This is a genomic window from Streptomyces sp. RKAG293 (genome assembly GCF_023701745.1).
In the GTDB taxonomy this organism is placed as follows: domain Bacteria; phylum Actinomycetota; class Actinomycetes; order Streptomycetales; family Streptomycetaceae; genus Actinacidiphila.
The window spans coordinates 789,465-809,495 of the sequence record NZ_JAJOZB010000001.1 but is presented as its reverse complement, the minus strand read 5'-3'; the positions used below and the strand labels follow the sequence as shown (position 1 = coordinate 809,495).

Sequence of the window (20,031 nt, the reverse complement as noted above, 5' to 3'; positions counted from 1 at the left end):
GGGGGAGTCAGGACCGGGAGGGGTCGGCGGAACGCGCGGAACGCCACTCGGGGGCGAGCACCGACCAGATCTCGGTGTCCTGCCGGATGCCCCGGTAGAGGGAGCTCTCGCGCTGGACCCCGTCACGGCTCATGCCGAGCCGCTTGGCCACGTTGATGCTCGGTGTGTTCTTGGAGGACACCAGCCACTCCACTCGGTGGATTCCGCGCTGCTCGATCGCCCAGTCGATGATCACGCGTACCGCACGGGTGACCAGACCGCGGCCGGCGGCGGCCGGCTCCAGCCAGCAACCGGCCTCACAGGTCTCGGCCTTCGCGTCGAAGACCCGGAAGAGGACGCCGCCCACGAGGAGCCCGTCGAGCCAGATGCCGTACAGCCGGCCGGCGTCGGCGGCGGTCTTGTCGGCGTAGGACTGGAGCCAGTTCCGCGCCGAGTCGAGGTCGGCGGTGGCGTCGGGCAGTCCGACGTGCTGGCCGATGTATTCGCGGCCGCGGTCCATGTGGGCGAGGAACTCCTCGGCCTGCCAGGGTTCCAGCGGCCGCAGTTCGGCTCCGTCACCCAGCGATGTCGCGAACATTCTCGTCCTCCTCGGCGGTCCTGCGCGGTCCATGGATCCTCGCACGGCCACCCGTGCTTCTCGGCGCTGCCCCGGGAACCCTCCGGTGCGGGGCGGCCGGCTCAGTCCCGCTCGCCCGCGAACGGCCGGCCGGCGCCGAAGGCCAGGGCGGCGAAGCGTTCGCCCATGCGGTGGTGCGCGGCCGCGTCCGGGTGAAGCTGGTCGGGCAGCGGCAGCTCGGCGAAGTCCGCCTCACCGTAGAGGTCGCGCCCGTCGAGGTAGTAGAGGTTCGGGTCGTCGACCGCCCGCTGCTTCACGATGCGGGCCAGTTCGTCCCGGATGACGTTGAGCGTCAGCTTCCCGGCGGCCCGTTCCGCCGGGTCGCCCACGGCCAGGAACCGGATCCTGCCTTCGCTCAGGTTGCTGAAGTCCGGTGCGCTGGGGCCGGGAGTGTCCTCGTGGATGGGGCACAGGACGGGGGAGACGACCAGCAGGGGAACGGTGGGATGTCCCTCGCGGATGGTGTCGAGGAAACCGTGCACCGCCGGGGTGAAGGCGCGCAGCCGCATCACGTCGGTGTTGACCAGATTGATGCCGATCTTGACGCTGATGAGGTCCGCGGGGGTGTCCCGCAGGGCGCGGGCGGTGAACGGATCGAGCAGGGCGCTGCCGCCCAGGCCGAGGTTGATCAGCGCCACGCCACCGAGGGAGGCGGCCAGCGCCGGCCAGGTCGTGGTGGGGCTCGCGGCGTCGGAGCCGTGGCTGATCGAACTGCCGTGGTGCAGCCACACACGGCGGCCGTCCGCCGGTGCCGCCTGCACCGGGGCGTCGGTGCGCAGCGCCACCAGCCGGGTGATCTCGTTGTAGGGCAGCCAGATCTCGATGTTCTTCATCCGGTCGGGAAGACCGGGGAACCGGACGGTGCCGACCGGGCCCGGACGGCTCTCCACCGACCCGGTGGTCATGTCCACCAGCAGCACATTGCCGCCGGTCGCACTCGCCTGCCCGGCGAGGTGGCCGTCGACGAGCAGGTCGTACACGCCGTCCGGACGGGGCGGGGCGCCCTGGTAGGACATCTTGGTGCGGAGAGTGTCCAGCTCGATCGTGGTGGCCCGGGTGCGGAGCACCAGCCGAACGCCGGAAGGCTGGGCCTCCACCATGGCCAGCTGCCCGTCGGAGCACTGCGCGCGGGCCCGCGCGGGCAGCCGGTGCGGCAGGACGCCGTGCTCGGTGAACTCCACGTCGAGCGCGCCGCGCAGGAGGTCCGCCGTGATGGGCGTGGTGGTCCAGTCCGTGCCCTGGGGCTCCGTGTCCTGGGGCGGGTTGGAGGAGCCGGGGACGGGGTCGTGCTGAGAAGTCATGGTCCCACCTTGTCAACCGGATACGTGGTGCGCACATGATTTACCCGGCCGGCCTGATCGCCGCGCCCCTTCCGCGAAGCGGCAGGATGCGGGAACGCGCTTCCCGATCAGCATTCCGAACGTCCTCGACCGGCTCGAACCGGTGCCGCGCCGTATCGAACAGGGCCCGCCGGCCTGGCCTAGGGCAGTCGGCCGACTCTGTTCAGGAGCCACTTCTGGGCGTCGGTCTGGTTGTTCTCCCACTGCTGGACGTTGGCGTGGTTGGCCGTGCTGGCGTTGTCGACGTCCAGGACCCTGCCGCTGTTGACGTTCGTCAGGGTGTGACTGCCGCTCGCCAGTCGGTGGATCAGCCACTTCTGGGCGTTGGAGCCGTTGGCCTCCCACTGCTGGACGTTGGCGCCGTTGTGCGTGCCGGCGCCGCTCACGTCCAGAGCCTTGCCGCTGTTGGCGCTGATCACGATGTGGACGCCGTCGCCGAGCGGGTTGAGACGCCACAACTGGGCCTTGGACCCGTTGGGTTGGTACTGCTGGACGTTGGCGCCGGAGGCCGAGGCGGCGTTCACGACGTCGAGTGCCTTGCCGCTGTTGACGTTGACCAGGGTGTAGATCCCGGCGGTGAGCGAGACGAGCTGCGGGGCGGGTTCCTCGAGCCGTACCGAGGAGACCGCGTCGTTCAGGTCCTCGATCGGACAGTCGTCGAGGAGGCCCGCACCCCTGGCCCCGCTTCTCCGGACACCGGCCAGGCCCTGCCCCGGGTCCAGTCCGATCTCCCGGCCCCCGAAGTCCGCGTGGTCGAAGCAACCGACGTGGTACCGCGTGTGGTTCACGATCGACGAGGCGCGGTCGTTGAAGCCGTGGTCCTGGAGATCGGCGATGCTCTGGTCGGAGATCAGGATCTCGCCGGACCTGTTCCCCTCGTTGAAGTCGGCGTCGTCGTACAGCGCCCAGTAGTCCTCCGGACAGGCGTACCTGCCCGCGCCGCGGATGATCCTGACCGTCACGTCGCCCTCCCCGGTGTCGTCGCCACCGTAGGTGAGCGCGGGATGCCCGTCCACGGTGCCGCGAGCGGAGCAGCGTGATCCGGTCAGGCCCGCCCCGGTGCACCTGCGAAAGGCCCGGTGTCGCGTTTCGCGTCGCAACGCCCCAGGGGATCCGCCTGGGCACCGGGCCTTTCGCGTGCTGTGCCGGGGACCGCTCAGCTGTGGGAGACGGTCAGCCCGTAGAAGGCGACTCGTGCGCCCTTGGTGGTGCTGTCGGAGGACGACTGGTTGTACGAGCCGGCCTTGAAGTACTGCTTGTACGGGTTGAAGGACGACGGGATCGCGTAGTGCGTCGTGCCGCCGTTGACCGTCAGGTCGATCGTGTGACCGCCGGAGACGGCGATCGTGTAGCTCCACGTCTTGCCGACCGCGACATGGCCCACGGTGTGCGGCGTCTGGCCGCCGGAGGGCGAGTTCTCGAGGCCCGCGACGATGTCGCCGTTGGAGTGGTAGTAGAGCTCGATCAGCGGTTTCGTGGAGGAGCCGCCGGTGCCGAGGTGGATCTGTCCGACGCAGACGTTCGACGTCACGGACACCACGCGCAGCGTCGCGTTGAGCTTGTGGGCGCCGCTGAGTGACCAGTTCGCGGAACTGCCGTTGGCGTTCATCTCACGGAGTTCGGAACGGGCGTAGTTGGAGTTGGGGGTGGTGACGCCCTTCTCCGGCGCCCAGAAGGTCATGGCTCCGTCGCGGGTGTCGGTGTAGAAGTACGAGTCCTGGAACCCGTTCGGACCCTGGAGCCGGGACGACGAGATGGTGGTCGGCGATCCGGGGGAGCCGACCGGCTCCTGCAACTGCCATACGGACAGGTTGAAGTTGCCACCGGGCGCGACGGAGGGGGACGCCGCGTCGGCGTTGGCGCCCAGCAGGCCGAGCGTGCCGGCTATGCCCGCCGCGGTGGCCAGAGCGAGGACTTTGGAGCGAAGTTTCATGTGGGGGGCCTTCCAGCGCTTGTTCAAGGACGTGAACTAGGTCTAGTCCAACGGTGCGCCAGATCTGAATAGCACGGCCCTGTCGCGCCGTCAACGGTGGTCTCCGCGCGTAGAGTTTATTCCCGCAGTTCAGGGCTTCGTGGTCGGGGAATGCGAGCGCGGCGAGGGCGGTGTTTCCCGGAGTTGCGGCCGTGTGGGCACGAGGCGTCGCGGGTTCGGGGCGTACCGCGCAGAGTTCACATCCGTGGACGTGGAACTGCTCGGCGGACGCCGGGGTGGCGTCCCGGTGCCGTCAGAGCGGCTCTCCGAGCGGCCCGTACTCCTGTTCCAGGGACGCGGCCCAGTGAGCGGCGAAGTCCGGCTGTGTACCGTCCGCGTCGGTGAATCCGTACTCCTGGTACAGGCCCCAGGTGGCCAGGGCCCGACCGCTCTTCGCCATGATGTCGGGGTCGGCGGCCAGCGCGACGATCGCCCTTCCCAGATAGGCCGGGGTCTCGGAGTGTGCGAAGTTCGGGTCCTTGGCCACCCCGTCGCGCCAGTTGTCCTCGGTGACGCCGAAGTGCTCCAGCAGTGCCTCCGAGCGCAGGAAGCCCGGCGTGATCGCGACGGCGGCGACGCCGTGCGGTTTCAGTTCGGCCGCCTGCGCGACGGCGAGGCGGATCACGGAGGACTTCGCCAGATCGTAGAAGAACGATCCGCGATAGCGGGCGGTGTTGCCGTCGGTGACCTCCACCACCAGGCCGCGCTTGCGGGCGACCATCAGCGGCAGCGCGAAACGGCTGGTGATGACGTGCGTCTCGACCGCCTGCCGCAGCAGCCGGATCCCGGTGTCCAGGTCCTGCTCCCACAGCGGGTGTTCCCAGTCGGTGAGCGGATCGCCGCCCCACACGGAGTTGACCAGGACGTCCAACTGCCCGCTCTGCTCCGCCTCGATCCGGTCGACCAGGACGCGGACCTCCTCCGGCCTGCTGTGGTCGGTGCGCACCGGGATGCCGAGGCCTCCGGCGGCGGTGACCGCCTGCGCGGTGGCCTCGATGGTCTCCGGCCGGTCCAGGCCGGAGCGTCCGGCCGCGCTGCTGCGGCCGGTGACGTACACCGTCGCGCCCGCGGCGCCGAGGGCTACGGCGACACCCCGCCCACCGCCCCGGGTGCCCCCGGCGACCAGGGCCACCTTTCCGGTCAGCGGCCGGATCTCCTCGTTGTTCACGGCTACTCCAGGGTGGATCGGTCGGGCGGCTGGAGGTGGGGGCAGAGCGCGGTGTCGATCCCTTGCCGGAGCCGTTGTGCGAGCGTGCCCTGCCGGTCGAGTGCCCACATCAGGCCGGTGCCGGCGGTGGCCGCCTGCACGGACCGGGCCAGGGCCACGACGTCCGTTCCGGTGCGGAGCGCGCCGGTGGACACCGCCTCTGCCAGCAGGCTCTCCACCGCCTGCCCCTGGACCTGGTGAACGGCCAGTGCGTGCTGGTGGAACTGCGGATCGGTCAGGTCGATGCACAGGAAGGCCAGGTGGTTGGCGTACATCTCGGGCGAGGCCATGGGGGCCATCGACTCCACCGTCAGCGTCACCAGTGCCTCAAGAGCCGGCTCGTGCTCGGATCGCTTACGTCCGAAGAGTGCGCTGGCGTCCTTCGCGGACTGCTCGGCGAGCGCCAGCAGCAGACCGCGCTTGGATCCGAACCGCTGCACGAGCGTGGCGGGGACCATCCCCACCTCCCGGGCCACGACCGCCAGGGTGAGTCCCGCGGGACCTACCCGGCCGACCACCTCAGCTGTCGTACGCAGGATCACCGCGTCATCCACTCCCCGAGGGCGTCCTGTCACCACGACTCCCCTCCAGTTAGTAAATGAACGTCCATTTATTAAAGCGCCTGGTCGTCCGCGCCGCAAGTGTGGCGGGGCGGTCGCCGACGAGGCGGGTGAATGCGAGGGGAGAGCCGGAGGTCCAGCCGCCGTTCCCCCCACGGGACGACGGCCGGACCCCCGCTGTCGCTGCTGGCCATGTGCAACGAGAACTGAACGTACGCGAGTGCTCTACGCACGGCTACCGTACCTGGGGAATGTGGCCGAGAATCAACCGAAAAGAGTCGAACACCTGCGCAGCGCGCGCAGCCGTCGGACCTACGGCCCCGGACGGCCGATCCGGTGTCAGGCGTAGGGGTCGAACGGGATCCCGGCGGGCTTGGAGTTGTTGAGGGCGTCGTTGAAGGTGCTGTCCGAAATCTTGATCGTGGCGTCGCCGAAGTTCGCGTTCATGAGCTTGTCGCGCAGGCCCGTCGGGTAGCCGTTCCAGCCGACGAGGCGCGGATAGAACCAGCCACCGGTGACGTTCTCCGGCGGTTCGTCGTTGTTGTTCGCGAGGCGGAAGAAGTGGGTCGAGGCGCCGTCCTTGTTGTAGACGACCTTCGGGTGGGTGCCGTCGAAACGCACCGACGAGCGGGGATACCACTTCCAGCCGCTGTGCTGCGACGTCGAGACGTACTGGACCTGGTTGTCGTTGATCCACACCACGACGTGTTCCCAGTCGTGCCGGTGTCCGATGGCCGCGGGTCCGAGGGTGGCCTGGTCCTTCTCGAAGTAGCCGGCGTACACGACCGCGCACCAGCCGTTGTTGCACTTCTCGCGTGAGTACGTGTTGGAGTTCGCCAGCTGGGGGTAGTCGTGGCAGTGCCCGTTCACGTCCCCGCCCGGCTTCAGGCCGGGGTTGAGGGTGCCGTCGGTGCCGATGGCGGCGGTCGCGTAGCAGCCGTCCCCGTCGTAGTCGAAGGCCGGGGAGAAGGACTGCTCGAGACCGTCGGCGTTCTGCGGCAGCGACTGGAGGATGGAGGCGCTCGCGTCGGTGGGGACCACCATCACCAGAGCCGCCGCGCTGAGGACGCTTGCGAGCGCGGACCGGCGGAACCTTCCCGGGCGCATCGGGCGCATCGGGCGGCGGATCGCCGCTGTTCCGGGGATTGTCGTCGACGACAGCATGCTGCGCACATCAACTCCATAGCAATACATATGGGGTGAGACATTCTCGCCCGGATTCCTGGCCGGGAATCGGGCAACTCTACGACCGTGACGTCGGCCGCAGAAGTCTCCGGACGAAAGGTCCGGTGTCCCGGACATGAATTGCGGACCTGCTGAACGATGGGGACTGAATCGTGCGCCGGGGGCGGCCGGTTGGCCGGTCGGGGTTGTGTCAGTGGTCCGTGTGAGACTGCTTGACATGTCTCTCGCCGATCTCACTCTTGACCAGTGGCAGTCACTCGATCTGCCGGCCGCCCGGCGCTTCGCACAGCTGGCCGCCGACCGGGTCGGCGGCCGCGTGTCCCTGGTCGGTGCCGCCGAGCGCCTCGGCGCGCCGTGGCACCGTGCCCGCATCGAGAAGGACGGGCGGGAGTTCGCTCTGATACCCGGCGGTGAGGTGACGCTCGGCTTCGACGTCGACGCCTGGCAGCCGACACCGGGGCAACTCGCCGACTACGCGGCGAGCATGGAAGAGGGCTTCGGCTACGGATCGGACCTGAAGGCCCATCTCGCCGAGCTGGTCAGTCCGCGCCGGACCGTCACGTTGGCCACGATGCTCATGAGCGTCGAGGACGAGGACCTCACCGAGCTGCCCGCCGACATGCCGGCCCTGCTGGCGAAGAACGGCGTGCGGATGCCCAGCGCCGACGAGTGGGAGTACGCCTGCGGAGCCGGAGCGGCCACCCTCTTCCGGTGGGGCGACGAGTGCTCCCTCGACGGGACGCCGGACGAGGACGGCAACGGTCCCCAGCATGAGCTGAGTGTCTTCGGGCTGCGCATCGCCTACGACGTCTACCGCACGGAACTGAGCAGTGACGTGACCGCCGTTCACGGTGGTGACGGCGGGGAGGCGGTCTGCGGGGGCTACGGCAACCTGCTGGCGTGGCTGCCGCTGGCGACCGCCAACCGCAATCCCTTTCTGGCCGAGTTCGTGTACGGACCGGACGGCGAGGGCGTCGGTGAGGAATTCTCCACGCGCCATGTCATCACGCTCGCCTAGCCTTTCCGTTCCTTCGGTTCCCGCCGTTCCTTCCGTTGCCGTGCGATCGGTACCGTCGATGGGGTCGATGCGGTTTCCGGAGGGAAATCGACTGTTCCGCCGGTGGTCCGCGGAAAGATCTTTCGGTGGCCGCCGGTTCACGGCACAATCGCACCGTGACGATCACTGAAGCCCCCGCCCCCCATCGCGCAGGACCGGTGGTGCTGATCCGCGGATTCGTGGCCGCCGCGGTGGCCGGTGCCGCGGTGGCGTGCGTCGTCGTCGGGATCGTGATCGGGAACGTGGCGCTGTGGTGTGCCGGCGGCGGGCTCCTCGTTCTCACGTTCGCGGGCATGACCGTCGCGGGGCGGCTGAAGCGTGCGCGGAGGCCACCTCAGGAGAAGCACCGGGCCCTGGCCATGATCGAGAGCCGGCGCGCCACCAGTGGTGAGTCGGCGGACGTTCCGATCAGGTTCGTCCTGACGGTGGCGCCGGACGACCGGGCGGCCTACCGGGTCGAGTTCTCCCAGCCGATCAACCTGGTCGACGTCCCCGACTACCGGCCGCGCGGCATCGTGGTGGTCGAGTACCCCGCCGACGAGCCGTGGTCCGTCAGGATCATCACCGAACCGGACCAGGAGTGGGCGGCGAGGGCGGCCGAGGCGTTGCTGGACTCCGCCCCGGAGTCCAGTCTGGTGAAGGATCCGACCAAGTGGGGTTCGTGCTGCCTGATCGGCGTCGCGGGGATTCTCATCGGTGCGGCGATCGTCGTTCTGCTGTTCCGCGCGGAACTGTTCCGCGATGAGCACACGGGTGGGGTGAAGTCCGGGGGAACGGGGAGCTCTTCGTCCTCAACGACCACTTCGTCGTCGAGCACGACGACCGCGCAGACCTCGGAGTCGATGCTGCAGGACGGACGGATGCGCCGCACCGCCGCCGAGATGATCGCGACACACTCGCCGATGGCCGTCGAATTCACCATCGAGGACCACCGGATGTCGGCCCGCGGTGCCGGCTCCGGAGAGTCGACCGCCGCTCACCCGCCGATCGACCTGCGGACCCTCCCGTACGAACGGCTCCCCGGCCTGGTCCGCGAGGCGCGCACCACCCTCGGTGTCAGCGACGCCGGCACCTGGCGCATCGATGTCGACCACGACCCGAAGACCAAGGCCCTGCTCTTCCGCGTGACCGTAACGGACCCTCACCGGTCGGCCTTCCTGCTCGCGGACGCTCTGGGCCGAGTCACGCAGCGCGGCGCCCGCTGACGCGAGATCACTGACCCCAGGCCGCTGACGCGAGTCCTCTGACGTCCGGTCGGGCGGCTCTCAGCGGACGGCGGTCCCATCAGCGGTCGCGTGCAGCTGCTCCCGCAGGGTGAGGGCCGCGGGCAGCGGGGTGGCGGGTAGTGCGGTGTGGATGGTCCGGTGGGGGAGCAGCCCGTCGAGCGGGCGCAGAACGAGTTCGGCCGGGACCGCCCACGCGGCCAGTGACGGGACCAGCGCGACGCCCAGGCCGGCGGCGGCGTAGCCGAACTTCCCGGTCCACTCGGCGATTCTGATGAGCTTCCGGGGAGTGAAACCCGCCCGGGCACAGACGTCGTCGAGGAGGGTCGGGCGGCCGGCGAGCGGGTCCTGGAGCCACGCCTCGTCGCGCAGATCCCGCAGGTCGATCGTGGCGGTCGCGGCCAGCGGGTGCTCACGGGGGAGGACGACGAGCAGCTCGTCCTGCAGCAGTTGGGTCGTCGTGACGCCCTCGGCCGTCGGAAGCCCGGACGGATAGTCGCTCACCACGGCAAGGTCGAGGGCCCCGTCCGCGAGCCGCTGCATCAGCGTGTTGCTGCGGCCTTCGACGGCGATGACCTCGATGTCCGGCCGCCCCCGCTGGAACGCCCGCAGGGCGGCGGGTAGCAGGGAGATGTTCGCGGTCGCGAACGCGCCGACCCGCAGCGTCCCGCCGTGCCCCGCGTGGATGGCGGCGACCTCCCGCTCCGCCCGCGCCAGCCGATCGAGGACGTCCACGGCGTGGCGGTGCAGCGCATGTCCCGCGGGATTCAGCCGTACGCCACGGGGGAGCCGCTCGAACAGCGGCCCGCCCGCCCGCTGTTCGAGCGAGGCGATCCGGCGGGACACCGCGGACTGTGTGTAGTTGAGCCGGTCCGCGGCCTGGGTGAACGACCCCGTGTCGGCGACGGTGACGAGCAGACGCAGCGCGTCGATCTGAAACACATTCCCCCCATGCATGGCTGCGATGCATTCTAGTCGCTGGTGGAATGCCTTGGCCCGTCCTAGCGTCACACCTGTGGCCGTGGCCGCGTTCGTCGGACCGGAACGCGGCGATGCCGCCACCCGTGAGTTCACATCCGAGGAGGCAGCGTGCTGGTGTTACTGCGGGTCGAGATGGAGCCGGGCCGGTGACCGCGGGAGCGGTGACCGAGCTGACGGCGATGCTGGCCGACCTGGAGGAACTCGTCGTCTGTGAGTCCTTCTCCGCCGACCATGCGGCCCTGGCCCGCAGCGCCGAGGTGGTCGGTGCGCTGGGCGCCCGACTGCTGGGCGCCGAGCCGGAGCGGATCGTGATCGAGGGCGTCACGCACCTGAGGTGGGTGTTCGGCACGCCGCGGGTGCTGCTGGTGGGGCATCACGACACCGTGTGGCCGATGGGGTCGTTGCGCAGCCACCCTTGGTCGGTGGTGGACGGGGTGGCCCGGGGCCCGGGGGTCCTGGACATGAAGGTGGGGCTGGTGCAGATGTTCCACGCATTGGCGTCGCTGCCGTCCCTGGAGGGCGTGTGCGTGCTGGTCAACGGGGACGAGGAAGTGGGATCGCCGACCTCCCGGGAGCTGATCGAGCAGTCCGCGCGTGGCTGCGCCGCCGCGTTCGTCCTGGAGGCTGCCGCGAACGAACAGGGTGCGCTGAAGACGGCCCGCAAGGGCACGGCACGCTACGAGGTAGTGGTGCACGGCAAGGCCGCACACGCCGGTCTTGAGCCGCACAGGGGAGTCAACGCCGCGATCGAGGCGGCCCACCAGGTCCTGGCCATCACTGAGTTGGCGGCCTCCGTCAACACGGCCGCCACGAGTGATGCCGGCTCCGCTCTGGGAGCCGCGACCATCACGCCCACGCTCCTCTCCGCCGGCAGCACACTGAACACGGTGCCCGCGCTCGCGAAGATATCGGTGGACGTCCGGGTGCCGAGTCCGGCGGCGCAGGACCGGACGGACGCGCTCATGCGGGGGCTGACCGCCAGGACGGACGGGGCGCGGTTGGAGGTGCTGGGCGGCAGGAGACGACCCCCCATGGAACCGGAATCGTCCGCCGAACTGTTCGCCCTCGCCGCGGGAATCGCCGAGGAACTGGGTCAGGAGCCGCTGCGGGGGATCGCCGTCGGCGGTGCGTCGGACGGCAACTACACCGCGGGCGTGGGCTGCCCCACGCTGGACGGCCTGGGTGGCGTCGGCAGCGGCGCCCACGCGGATTCCGAACACGTCGTGGTCGCCCGGATCATTCCCCGCACCCGGCTGCTCGCCCAACTGATCGCGCGGACACAGCGATGATCCCTGACCGATCGAAGAAGACGTCCATGACCACCGCGAACACTCTGCCGCCCGAAGCCCGCGAACTGGCAGCGCATCATCATCTCGGGCCACTTCAGGGCGCGTTCACCCCCAAGCCGATCGGCAAGGGGCTCGTCGCGCTCCACCTCTTCGCGACCGTCAACCTCCTGGCGATGTTCGTGATCCCGGGCCTGCTGTACTACTGGTGGTTGCGGCGGCTGCCGAACTTCAACCGCAAACAGGCCGCGAAGCGGCTGTACCTGTTCGAGCACGGGCTGATCGTCCATCCGCAGTTCGGCGACGGCGTCATCGCCCTGCGCTGGGAGTCCGTCCGGCTCTACCAGAACATCATCCAGACGATCATCAACGGTGTTCCCGGCCCCACCACCTACACCTACTCCGCGGTCGGCCCGGGCAGGACGAGCGCGACGATCACGGAGTTCTACGACGGCCCCCAGACCTGGGGGCCGTGGATGCAGGGCGCCGTGGTCCGCACCCAAGGCCAGGCGGCCCTCGAAGCGGTTCTTGAGGGCCGGACGGTGAACTTCGGGTCGTTCACCCTCTCCCGCGCGGGCGTGAGCACCCATGCCAAGGGCCAGCTGCCCTGGTCCCATGTCCAGGAGTGCCGCGTCACCGCGGGCAGGGTGCACGTCATGAGGACGGGTGCGTCCAGCCCCTGGTCCAGCGACGCGGTCGGCAGCGTCGCCAACCTCCACCTCTTCCTGACCCTTGCCGCCAATCTCGCCGCGGAGTGACCACCCCCACCGGGCCGTCAGCCGGTGGCCGGTCCGGTCCAGTCGGCGGCCAAGTGGCCGAGGCGGACGCGCTGCGGGTGGTAGCCGACGGGGACGGAGAGGATCTTCTGTCCGGTGGCGAAGTCGATCGCGGTGATCTGGTTCGCTCCGCTCTCGGAGATGATGCAGGCCGTGCCGTCCCCGCTCAGCGTGGCCCAGTACGGTTTCGACGCCGGAACGAGCGGGCCCTCCTGCAGCGTGGTCCGGTCGACGACCGTCGCGTAGTCGTCCACGGTTCCGGCGACACAGAGCTTGGCACCGTCCGGACTCATCGCCAGGCCGTGGTCGCGGGAGTCGTTGGGCCACGTGGTCCGGTCCGGGTCGGTGGCCGGGTTCTCCGGCAGTGTCTTGACCCGGGTGATCCTGTCCGTCGCGACCGAGTACTCGACGAAGCCGTTGAAGAACGACACCTGGAAGTAGAGCTTCGACCAGTCCGGGGAGAACGCCACCGGCCGGACCGCATTGGAGAGGTCGGAGCGGCCGAACGCGTTGAGCCGGGACCGCATGTCGATGGTCCGGATCGGCTGGTACGTGGAGCCGTCGACGACGGTGATGTGCCGGTCGCCCTTGGTCCAGTCCCACAGCGGGTCGTCGAGATTCGTCTGGACCTCGCCGATCGACATGTTCCAGAGATACCTTCCGTCCCCGGTGAAGACGTTCTCGTGCGGCTTGTCGCCGGTCAGGAACGAGCCGAGCTGCCGGCCGGTCCGGATGTCGATCACAAAGGCCGTGTTCGCCAGGGAGGCGGAGACGACGACGCGGCGGCCGTCGGGGGAGAGTGCCATGTGGTCGGAGCGGTAACCGGCCACCTCGTAGCGCCAGTTGGCCTTCCCCGTGGCGAGGTCGAGCGAGACCACGTCCCCGAAGCTGGGGCGGGAGACGACCACGGACTTTCCGTCCGGCGTGGTGTACATGTCGTCGACGTACTGGTCGTGGCCCTCGCCGGGGCCCTGCTGGATGCCGAGGTAGATGGCGAGCCGCACCGGGTTGAGGTAGATCTCGGTGAGCCGCTGGGTCTTGTCGGGGACCACGTTGAGGTGCCCGACCTTCGCGAACGTGCCGGTGGAGCGGACCACATCGGCGGTGCCGTCCCAGTTGTTGCCGACGAACAGCACTTCCTTGAGGTGACCGGCGGCTCTGGGCTCGGCGCCGGCCGGAGCGGTGCACAGAGCGGCGTGGGCCAGGGTTGCGGCGAGCAGCACGAGGGAAGTCCTCGGGCGTTTGCATGCGGTCATGGCGACTCCGGGGGACGGATGCTTCGAACGGGGGCTGGACGACCGGAAGTTCACTGCGGCTCGGGCGGGAGCGGCGCGGCGGCGTGCCGCACGGAGGGGTCTCCAGCACGGCACACCGGTGTTACTTTTCGGTGGTCCAAAGGAAACCAAGGCGGCTCGCACCACCGATAGGCAGCTTCCACCGGCAACTCGCGGCGACCGTGCTCGCCTACCTCGATCACGGGCAGCGCTTCGACCGCACCGCGACGGCCCTGCACGTCCACCCGAACACCATCCGCTACCGGCTCACCCGCTTCGAGGAAACGGTCGGGATGTCGCTGCAGGCCGTCACCGTGGAGAGCCGGGCGGCCGTCATGGACACCCTGCACTGGTGGTGGGCCCTGCGAACCTGGCTCGGACCGCACTGATCCCGCTCCCGAGGGTCGGCGCCGGTGACGGCGCGCCACCGGACGGTGTCGGATGCCCGGGTGTTCCATCGGTCCGTACGGGTAGGCGAAGCCGACAGCAGCGATCGGGAGGACAGTCCGCTGATGACACAGCAGTCCGAGAAGGCGGCCGGGTCCCGGTCGGAAGAGGACAGCAGGACCAAGGTCACGATCATCATGGCGCTCGGCGCCAATCTGGTCATCGCCGTCGCCAAGGCCGTCGGAGGGCTCTTCGCCGGATCGCCCGCCCTGCTGTCCGAGGCCGCCCACTCGGTGGCGGACAGCATGAACGAGGTCTTCCTGCTGGCCTCGCTCAAGCGCAGCAAGCGTGCCCCGGACAACGAGCACCCCTTCGGCTACGGCAAGGACCGGTTCTTCTGGTCGCTGCTCGCCGCGGTGGGGATCTTCACGATGGGTGGCTGCTTCTCGGTCTTCCAGGGGGTCGAGGCGCTGCACTCGAGCGGTGAGGAGAGCCGTTCCGGCTATCTGGTGGGACTGGGGGTGCTGGTCGTCGCGCTGCTCGCCGAGGGCGCGTCGCTGGCGAAGGCGCTGCTGCAGGTGCGCGGGCAGGCCCGCGCGGCGGACCGGGGCCTGCTGCAGCAGATCCGGGTGGCCGACGATCCGGCACTGCGTACGGTCATGGCCGAGGACGGCACAGCCGTCATCGGTGTGCTGCTGGCCATCGCCGGAATGGCGCTGCACATGGCCACCGGGCAGGTGCAGTGGGAGGCCGGCGCCTCCCTGGCCATCGGCGTTCTGCTCATCTACGTCGCGTACCGGCTCGGGAAGGACGCCCGCGGGCAGCTGATCGGTGAGGCCGTCGATCCCGGACTGCAGCTGCGGATACGGTCCTTCCTGGCCGAACAGCCCGAGATCGACGCCGTCACCTCATTGCTGACCATGCGGCTGGGCATGGACTCCACACTGGTCGCCGCGCGGGTGGACCTGGTGGGCGGGCTGGACAGCGAGGAGGTCGAGGAGATCTCCGGGCGGATCAAGGGCGAGATGCGGGAGAAGTGGCCGACGGCCGACCACGTCTTCCTCGACATCACCCATGCCTCGGACGAGGACCGCTCCCGGGCCGGCCGGGACCGGGAGATCCTCGACGGGGCGGCCGCGGAACACCCCGCAGGTCACTGACGTGCGCTCGGCCCGCCGCGTGGCCGAGGCCGTGATCGGCCGGACAGGCCCTAGTACCAGCCGGTGCAGACGATCTTGCCGTTGTAGCCGCAGGCCCTCATGACGTAGCCGGCATCGTTGAAGGCGGGTGTGTACGTGCCGGTGCCGGACCGCAGGTACGTCATCCCCATCGGGCCGGTCCACGTCGCTCCACCGTTGGACGACCGGTCCACCCACACCTGGTTGCCCAGCTTCGACCGGCTGATCCGGCCCCACGCACAGCGCGTGGCCGCGTTGTAGCGCAGCTCGATGATCATGTCTCCGTTGTGAGCGGTCTTCTTGCTCACGGCGCTGCTCGTGTTGCACACCACCGGCGCGCTCGATGCCGCGTCGGCGACGGGGGCCAGGGTGAGCAACCCGCCCCCGATGAGGGCGATGGCACCGATTCCGGCGGCGATCCGGCGCTTGAACACTGACATCCGCGGTCCTCTCGACAGGTTGTCGGATCAGGCCGGCACGGCCCGAATCCCACAGTGATGGCCCCCGAAACAGGGGACGAACGGGATAAGCCTCCCCTATCGGGACCTTGTTGTGCGGTGATTCCGCCGCGTGTCACCCGCTCGAGCCACAGTGGACTCCGCCCGGACCGGACCCCGCACCGCGGACCGCTCCGCTCTCGGCGAACCTCTCAGCTGTCGGCGAAGTGGGGGCGCGCAGGGCCGCCGGCGGTGTTTGAGTAGCCGCATGGAGATCTTGGTATTGGGTGGAACGGCATGGCTGGGGCGCGAGGTCTCACGACAGGCGCTGGAGCGTGGGCACCGGGTGACGTGCCTGGCCCGGGGGGAGAGTGGCCAAGTCGCCGAGGGTGCGACCCTGGTGGCCGCGGACCGGAGCGACGCGTCGGCCTACGAGAACCTGGCGGGCCGGGACTGGGACGCCGTGGTCGAGGTGTCCTGGCAGCCCGGCTTCGTCCGCGGGGCGCTGGCGGCACTCGGCGAGCGGGCGGGCCACTGGTCGTACGTGTCGTCGGTCAGCGCGTACGCATCGCATGCGCAGCCGGACGCGGACGAGTCGGCCGAACTGCTCCCGGCGGCCGCAGGGGACGAGGCCGAGCGCGAGGAGTACGGGGAAGCCAAAGTGGCGTGCGAGGAGGCCTCGACGGCCGCGGTCGGGGACCGGCTCCTCGTCGCCCGTGCGGGACTGATCGGCGGCCCCGGTGACCACAGCGGCCGTACCGGGTACTGGGTCGGGCGCGCGGCCCGCGAACCGCTGGCGCCGATGCTCGTACCCGATTCCCCCGGGATCCCGACGCAGGCGGTCGACGCCCGGGACCTCGCGGCATGGCTGCTCGACTGCGCGGAGAAGCGGACGACCGGGACGTACAACGCGGTCGGCCCCATCGTGCCCTTCGGGGAGTGGGTCGCGCTGTCACGGGAGATCGGCGGGCACACCGGCCGGGTGGTGGAGGCCGATCCCGGCTGGCTGCTCGCCCAGGAGGTGGGCCAGTTCATGGGCCCGGAGTCGCTCGCGATGTGGATGACCGACCAGGACTGGCTCGGCTTCAGCGCCCGCAACGGCGACGCGGCGAGCGCGGCCGGCCTGCGACACCGGCCCCGCGCGGAACTGCTGGCGGACACCTTGCGATGGGAGCGGGAAGCGGGTCTGGACCGGCCGCGCCGGGCCGGGCTGAGCGGCGAGCGCGAGCGGGAACTACTCGACGCTCTGGGGTGAATGGGGCCCGGTTACCCTGGTGGGACGGGAGCGGCCGACGCTTCCGAACCACGGGGGTGGGCAGCTGTGCTGCGGGTGACGTTGGCCGGACTCAGGGCGTACAAACTACGCTTGTTGCTGTCATCGGTGTCGATAGTGCTCGGGGTCGCGTTCATCGCGGGCACGTTCATGATGACCGACTCGATCAATCAGGTATTCGACCACAGCTACGCCCGCGCCGCGGAGAACGTGGACGCGGCCGTGCAACCGTCGGACGCCGCGAAACAGCGGCTCGCCGCGCAGCCCGGTGTCACGGTCCTCACCCCGGAGGTGCTGAACGCCGTCCGCCGCGTCGGCGGGGTGGCCGCGGTGGCCGGGCGGCTCAAGGCACCGGCGCCGATGCGGGACGTCGACGGGCAGGTGATGACGACCGACGGGATCGCCGGCAGCGCGCTGGCGATCCCGGACGACGTCGCACTCAGCGGCGGCACGGTCGTCGAGGGAACACCGCTGCACCGGCCCGGTGAGGCGGTGGTCGACAAGGACACCGTCGCGGAACGGCATCTGAGGATCGGTCAGGACGTCGAGGTCGTCGCGCACGATCAGCGGGTGCGGCGGTTCCGGCTCGTCGGAGTCATGGAGTTCGGGGTGGACAACCGGGCCAACGGCTACACCGTCGTGGGTCTGCAGCCCGACGTGGCGTTGTCCGTCACCGGGCACACCGGCTACGACCAGATCGACGTACGTGCCGCTGCCGGGATCTCGCAGGCCCAACTCGCGGACCGCATCCGTGCGGTGCTCGGGCCGTCCGCCGATCTCTCGGTCCTGACCGGGCAGCAGTACACCCGGGCAACGCTGTTGCACCGCGCGAAGATCGCCGGAAACCTGCCACAGATCCTCCTGGTCTTCAGCGTCACGGCGCTGCTCGTCGCGGCCTTCGTCATCTACAACACGTTCACGATCCTGGTCACCCAGCGGATGCGCCAACTGGCGCTGCTGCGCTGCGTGGGAGCGACCCGCAACCAGGTGTTCGTCAGCACCCTGCTGGAGGCCGCGGTGGTCGGGCTGCTCGCCTCGGTGGCCGGGCTCTTCGCGGGGATCGGCATCGCGGCGGGGCTGCGTTCCGTCGTCGGTGCCCTGTCCACCGCGGCGGTGCCCGCGGGCGGTGTCGTGGTGCACAGCACCACGGTTGTCGCCGCCCTGACAGCCGGAATGGTCGTGACGGTGGCCGCCGCGGCGATACCGGCGCGCGCCGCGACGACCGTGGCGCCGATATCCGCCGTGAGCCAACAGCCGGACACGACCACTTCCCGCGGCCGGATCGGCACGTCGAGGCTCTGGGTGGCGACCGTGCTGGGCAGCACGGGGATCGCGGTCATCGCCATCGGCACCCGCTCGACCGACCTCTACGCCGGCATCAAGGTGATCGGTACGGGGTGCGCGACGGTCTTCCTCGCGGTGCTGGCGATCGGCCCGGTCATCGTCGGACCCCTGACACGCGTCCTGGGCTGGCTGCCTGCCAAGGTGCTCGGCACCCCGGCGAAACTTGCGGCCGCCAATGCGCGGCGGAACCCGAGGCGGACCGCCACGACGATGGCGGCGCTCTCCGTCGGTGTCATGCTGATGAGCCTGTTCACGGTGATCCAGGACTCGGCCATGGTCACCCAGTCGCAGTGGATCGAGTCCCACAATCCCTATGACTACTCGGTCGACCCGCTCGCCGGTTCTGACCACAGTGTGCCGTTCTCCGTGGCGGCCGAGCTGCGCAGAAAACCCGAACTGGCCCATGTCGCCGCGGTCGACGGTACGAAGACCGAGGTGAACGGGCACCCGTCGGATGTGGGTGCCGTCGAAGCGAGCGCCTACGGCTCGCTGTTCCGGCCGAACGTGCGCAGTGGCTCCCTCACCGACTTCACCGCCGGTACGGTCGCCGTCTCCAACGAACTCGCCGCCACGTTGCACCTGAAGCTCGGTGACACGGTGAAGGTCGCGACCCCACGGGCCGGCACCGTCACGGCCCGGCTCTCCCTGATCTACCAGGTCTACACCGGGCACGGCATCGACTGGTTCGACGTCCTCCTGCCCCGCGACGACTTCCTCCGCGGCTTCGCACCCGCCGGCGACAGCCAGGTGCGGATCCTGGCCAGGGAGGGCGTGAACATCGTCGACTCGCGCGCGGCCGTCCAGGACGTCGTCTCCGCCCTCCAACTGCTCCACATCGGCAGTCTCGCGGAGAAGAAGTCCGACCTGTCCGGCAGCGCCCGGTCGACCCTGACCCTGTTCACCGTGATGCTGGCCATGGCGATCCTGATAGCAGTCCTCGGCATCGCCAACACCCTGTCCCTGTCGGCCGTGGAACGCTCGCGGGAGTCCGCACTGCTCCGCGCCCTGGGGCTGTCACGCGGCGGGATGATGAAGATGCTCTGGGTGGAGGCCGTACTGACGGCCCTGCTGGGCACCCTCATCGGGATGCTGCTCGGGGTGTCGTTCGCCGGGGCCTTCGAGCAACTCATCGGCCACAGCCAGGGCGGCGCCGTACTCAGCGTCCCGATCGCGAAGCTGGTCGCGTATGCGCTGATCGCCACGGGGCGAGCCTGTGTGCGGCCCTGCTGCCGGGCAGCCGTGCCGCGCGCGCCTCGGTGGTGGCGGCGTTGGCGGACGCCTGATTCCAGCCTCAGGCAGGGGGCGCGCGGGAATGCCGGTGCCGATGGGTCCGGCGGTCGTCCGTCGGGCCCATCGGCATCTTCTGATCTGCGTGTGCCACGTGGTGAACCGAACAGTCCTCGGGGGATGTCCGGCACACCGTCGAGCAGGCCGCGAATCAGTGGTCGCAGTCGTCCTTGCCGCCGTGACCCTTGCCGCCCTGCTGACCGCTCTCGTGGTGCATGCCCTGCGGGCGGCTGTGGTGCTCGCCGCCGCGGCCGTCATCGCCGGTCATGTGGTGGTCCGAGGAGTTCTCACACCTGTTGCCGAACGCGGGGTTCAGCAGGCCGATCACGTTGACCGTGTTGCCACAGAGGTTGACCGGGACGTGCACGGGCACCTGGAGGAGGTTGCCGGACAGGACACCGGGCGAACCGACGGCCGCCCCGTGCGCACCCGCGTCGGCGGAGGCCATGCCCGCACCGGCGAACAGGGCGGATCCCATGACGGCGATGACCGTGGTGGCCTTCGTGAAACGCGACATCAACAGCTCCTTGATGGAGGAAGTACCGCACCTGTTGCGGCACAGACCCCACGATCAACACCACACAATCACCATGAAAACCGGCCCAACACGCCGACTTTGCGCGGACGGGAACGGCATCTCACCGCAAC

The 20,031-nt window shown here is 69.7% G+C and carries 18 protein-coding genes and 1 pseudogene; 8 read left to right on the top strand and 11 right to left on the bottom strand.

The annotated features are described in order from the left end of the window. Positions 1 to 7: 7 nt before the first annotated feature. From LNW72_RS03500 to LNW72_RS03470, 7 genes are all read right to left on the bottom strand, one after another. A complete protein-coding gene (locus LNW72_RS03500; protein WP_250973970.1) occupies positions 8 to 577 on the bottom strand; it encodes a GNAT family N-acetyltransferase in 570 nt (189 codons plus the stop codon). 101 nt (positions 578 to 678) lie between these two features. Continuing rightward, positions 679 to 1,917, bottom strand: a complete 1,239-nt coding sequence (locus LNW72_RS03495) for a GDSL-type esterase/lipase family protein (RefSeq protein ID WP_250973969.1) — start codon at positions 1,915 to 1,917, stop codon at positions 679 to 681. A 179-nt stretch (positions 1,918 to 2,096) separates the two neighbouring features. After that, positions 2,097 to 2,972 (bottom strand): RICIN domain-containing protein, encoded by an 876-nt coding sequence (locus LNW72_RS03490; protein WP_250973968.1) that lies wholly within the window; start codon positions 2,970 to 2,972, stop codon positions 2,097 to 2,099. Positions 2,973 to 3,112: 140 nt separating this feature from the next. Further along, positions 3,113 to 3,889 (bottom strand): polysaccharide lyase family 7 protein, encoded by a 777-nt coding sequence (locus LNW72_RS03485; RefSeq protein ID WP_250973967.1) that lies wholly within the window; start codon positions 3,887 to 3,889, stop codon positions 3,113 to 3,115. Positions 3,890 to 4,181: 292 nt separating this feature from the next. Next, positions 4,182 to 5,096 carry an SDR family oxidoreductase gene (locus LNW72_RS03480; RefSeq protein WP_250973966.1) on the bottom strand — a complete coding sequence of 305 codons (915 nt, stop codon included), beginning with the start codon at positions 5,094 to 5,096 and terminating at the stop codon, positions 4,182 to 4,184. A 2-nt stretch (positions 5,097 to 5,098) separates the two neighbouring features. After that, complete coding sequence (locus LNW72_RS03475) at positions 5,099 to 5,710, bottom strand: helix-turn-helix domain-containing protein (protein WP_250973965.1); 612 nt, start codon at positions 5,708 to 5,710, stop codon at positions 5,099 to 5,101. A gap of 324 nt (positions 5,711 to 6,034) precedes the next feature. After that, positions 6,035 to 6,811: an NPP1 family protein gene (locus LNW72_RS03470; RefSeq protein WP_374117396.1), complete on the bottom strand. Its 777-nt coding sequence runs from the start codon at positions 6,809 to 6,811 to the stop codon at positions 6,035 to 6,037. 286 nt (positions 6,812 to 7,097) lie between these two features. On the opposite strand from LNW72_RS03470, the gene LNW72_RS03465 reads away from it, so the two are divergent. Both LNW72_RS03465 and LNW72_RS03460 read left to right on the top strand, forming a co-directional pair. Next, positions 7,098 to 7,898, top strand: a complete 801-nt coding sequence (locus tag LNW72_RS03465; RefSeq protein WP_250973964.1) for a formylglycine-generating enzyme family protein — start codon at positions 7,098 to 7,100, stop codon at positions 7,896 to 7,898. Between the two features lie 155 nt (positions 7,899 to 8,053). Continuing rightward, positions 8,054 to 9,142 carry a hypothetical protein gene (locus LNW72_RS03460; RefSeq protein ID WP_250973963.1) on the top strand — a complete coding sequence of 363 codons (1,089 nt, stop codon included), beginning with the start codon at positions 8,054 to 8,056 and terminating at the stop codon, positions 9,140 to 9,142. Between the two features lie 60 nt (positions 9,143 to 9,202). Here LNW72_RS03460 and LNW72_RS03455 read toward each other — a convergent pair whose 3' ends face one another. Beyond that, a complete protein-coding gene (locus tag LNW72_RS03455; protein WP_250973962.1) occupies positions 9,203 to 10,102 on the bottom strand; it encodes a LysR family transcriptional regulator in 900 nt (299 codons plus the stop codon). Between the two features lie 218 nt (positions 10,103 to 10,320). Between LNW72_RS03455 and LNW72_RS03450 the strand changes: the two genes are divergently transcribed. Continuing rightward, positions 10,321 to 11,430 carry a M20/M25/M40 family metallo-hydrolase gene (locus LNW72_RS03450; protein WP_250980004.1) on the top strand — a complete coding sequence of 370 codons (1,110 nt, stop codon included), beginning with the start codon at positions 10,321 to 10,323 and terminating at the stop codon, positions 11,428 to 11,430. A 26-nt stretch (positions 11,431 to 11,456) separates the two neighbouring features. Then, the gene (locus tag LNW72_RS03445; RefSeq protein ID WP_250973961.1) at positions 11,457 to 12,185 is read left to right on the top strand and encodes a DUF6585 family protein; all 729 of its coding nucleotides are present in this window, start codon (positions 11,457 to 11,459) and stop codon (positions 12,183 to 12,185) included. Between the two features lie 17 nt (positions 12,186 to 12,202). Here LNW72_RS03445 and LNW72_RS03440 read toward each other — a convergent pair whose 3' ends face one another. Further along, positions 12,203 to 13,459, bottom strand: a complete 1,257-nt coding sequence (locus tag LNW72_RS03440; RefSeq protein WP_374117126.1) for a YncE family protein — start codon at positions 13,457 to 13,459, stop codon at positions 12,203 to 12,205. A gap of 200 nt (positions 13,460 to 13,659) precedes the next feature. On the opposite strand from LNW72_RS03440, the gene LNW72_RS41540 reads away from it, so the two are divergent. Both LNW72_RS41540 and LNW72_RS03430 read left to right on the top strand, forming a co-directional pair. Beyond that, the gene (locus LNW72_RS41540; protein ID WP_250973959.1) at positions 13,660 to 13,866 is read left to right on the top strand and encodes a helix-turn-helix domain-containing protein; all 207 of its coding nucleotides are present in this window, start codon (positions 13,660 to 13,662) and stop codon (positions 13,864 to 13,866) included. Positions 13,867 to 13,989: 123 nt separating this feature from the next. Next, positions 13,990 to 15,024, top strand: a complete 1,035-nt coding sequence (locus LNW72_RS03430) for a cation diffusion facilitator family transporter (RefSeq protein ID WP_250973958.1) — start codon at positions 13,990 to 13,992, stop codon at positions 15,022 to 15,024. A 50-nt stretch (positions 15,025 to 15,074) separates the two neighbouring features. On the opposite strand, the gene LNW72_RS03425 is transcribed toward LNW72_RS03430, so the two are convergent. After that, positions 15,075 to 15,482, bottom strand: coding sequence for a DUF2690 domain-containing protein (locus tag LNW72_RS03425; RefSeq protein WP_250973957.1), 408 nt, complete (start codon positions 15,480 to 15,482; stop codon positions 15,075 to 15,077). A gap of 265 nt (positions 15,483 to 15,747) precedes the next feature. Here LNW72_RS03425 and LNW72_RS03420 point away from each other — a divergent pair, with 265 nt between their 5' ends. Continuing rightward, entirely contained in the window at positions 15,748 to 16,734 is a 987-nt protein-coding gene (locus LNW72_RS03420; RefSeq protein ID WP_250973956.1) for an NAD-dependent epimerase/dehydratase family protein, read from the top strand. Beyond that, positions 16,735 to 19,284, top strand: a pseudogene (locus LNW72_RS03415) (ABC transporter permease); the annotation flags it as partial. Positions 19,285 to 19,534: 250 nt separating this feature from the next. Here the strand turns inward: LNW72_RS03415 and LNW72_RS03410 are convergent. Then, positions 19,535 to 19,900, bottom strand: a complete 366-nt coding sequence (locus LNW72_RS03410; RefSeq protein ID WP_250973955.1) for a chaplin — start codon at positions 19,898 to 19,900, stop codon at positions 19,535 to 19,537. Positions 19,901 to 20,031: the final 131 nt, after the last annotated feature.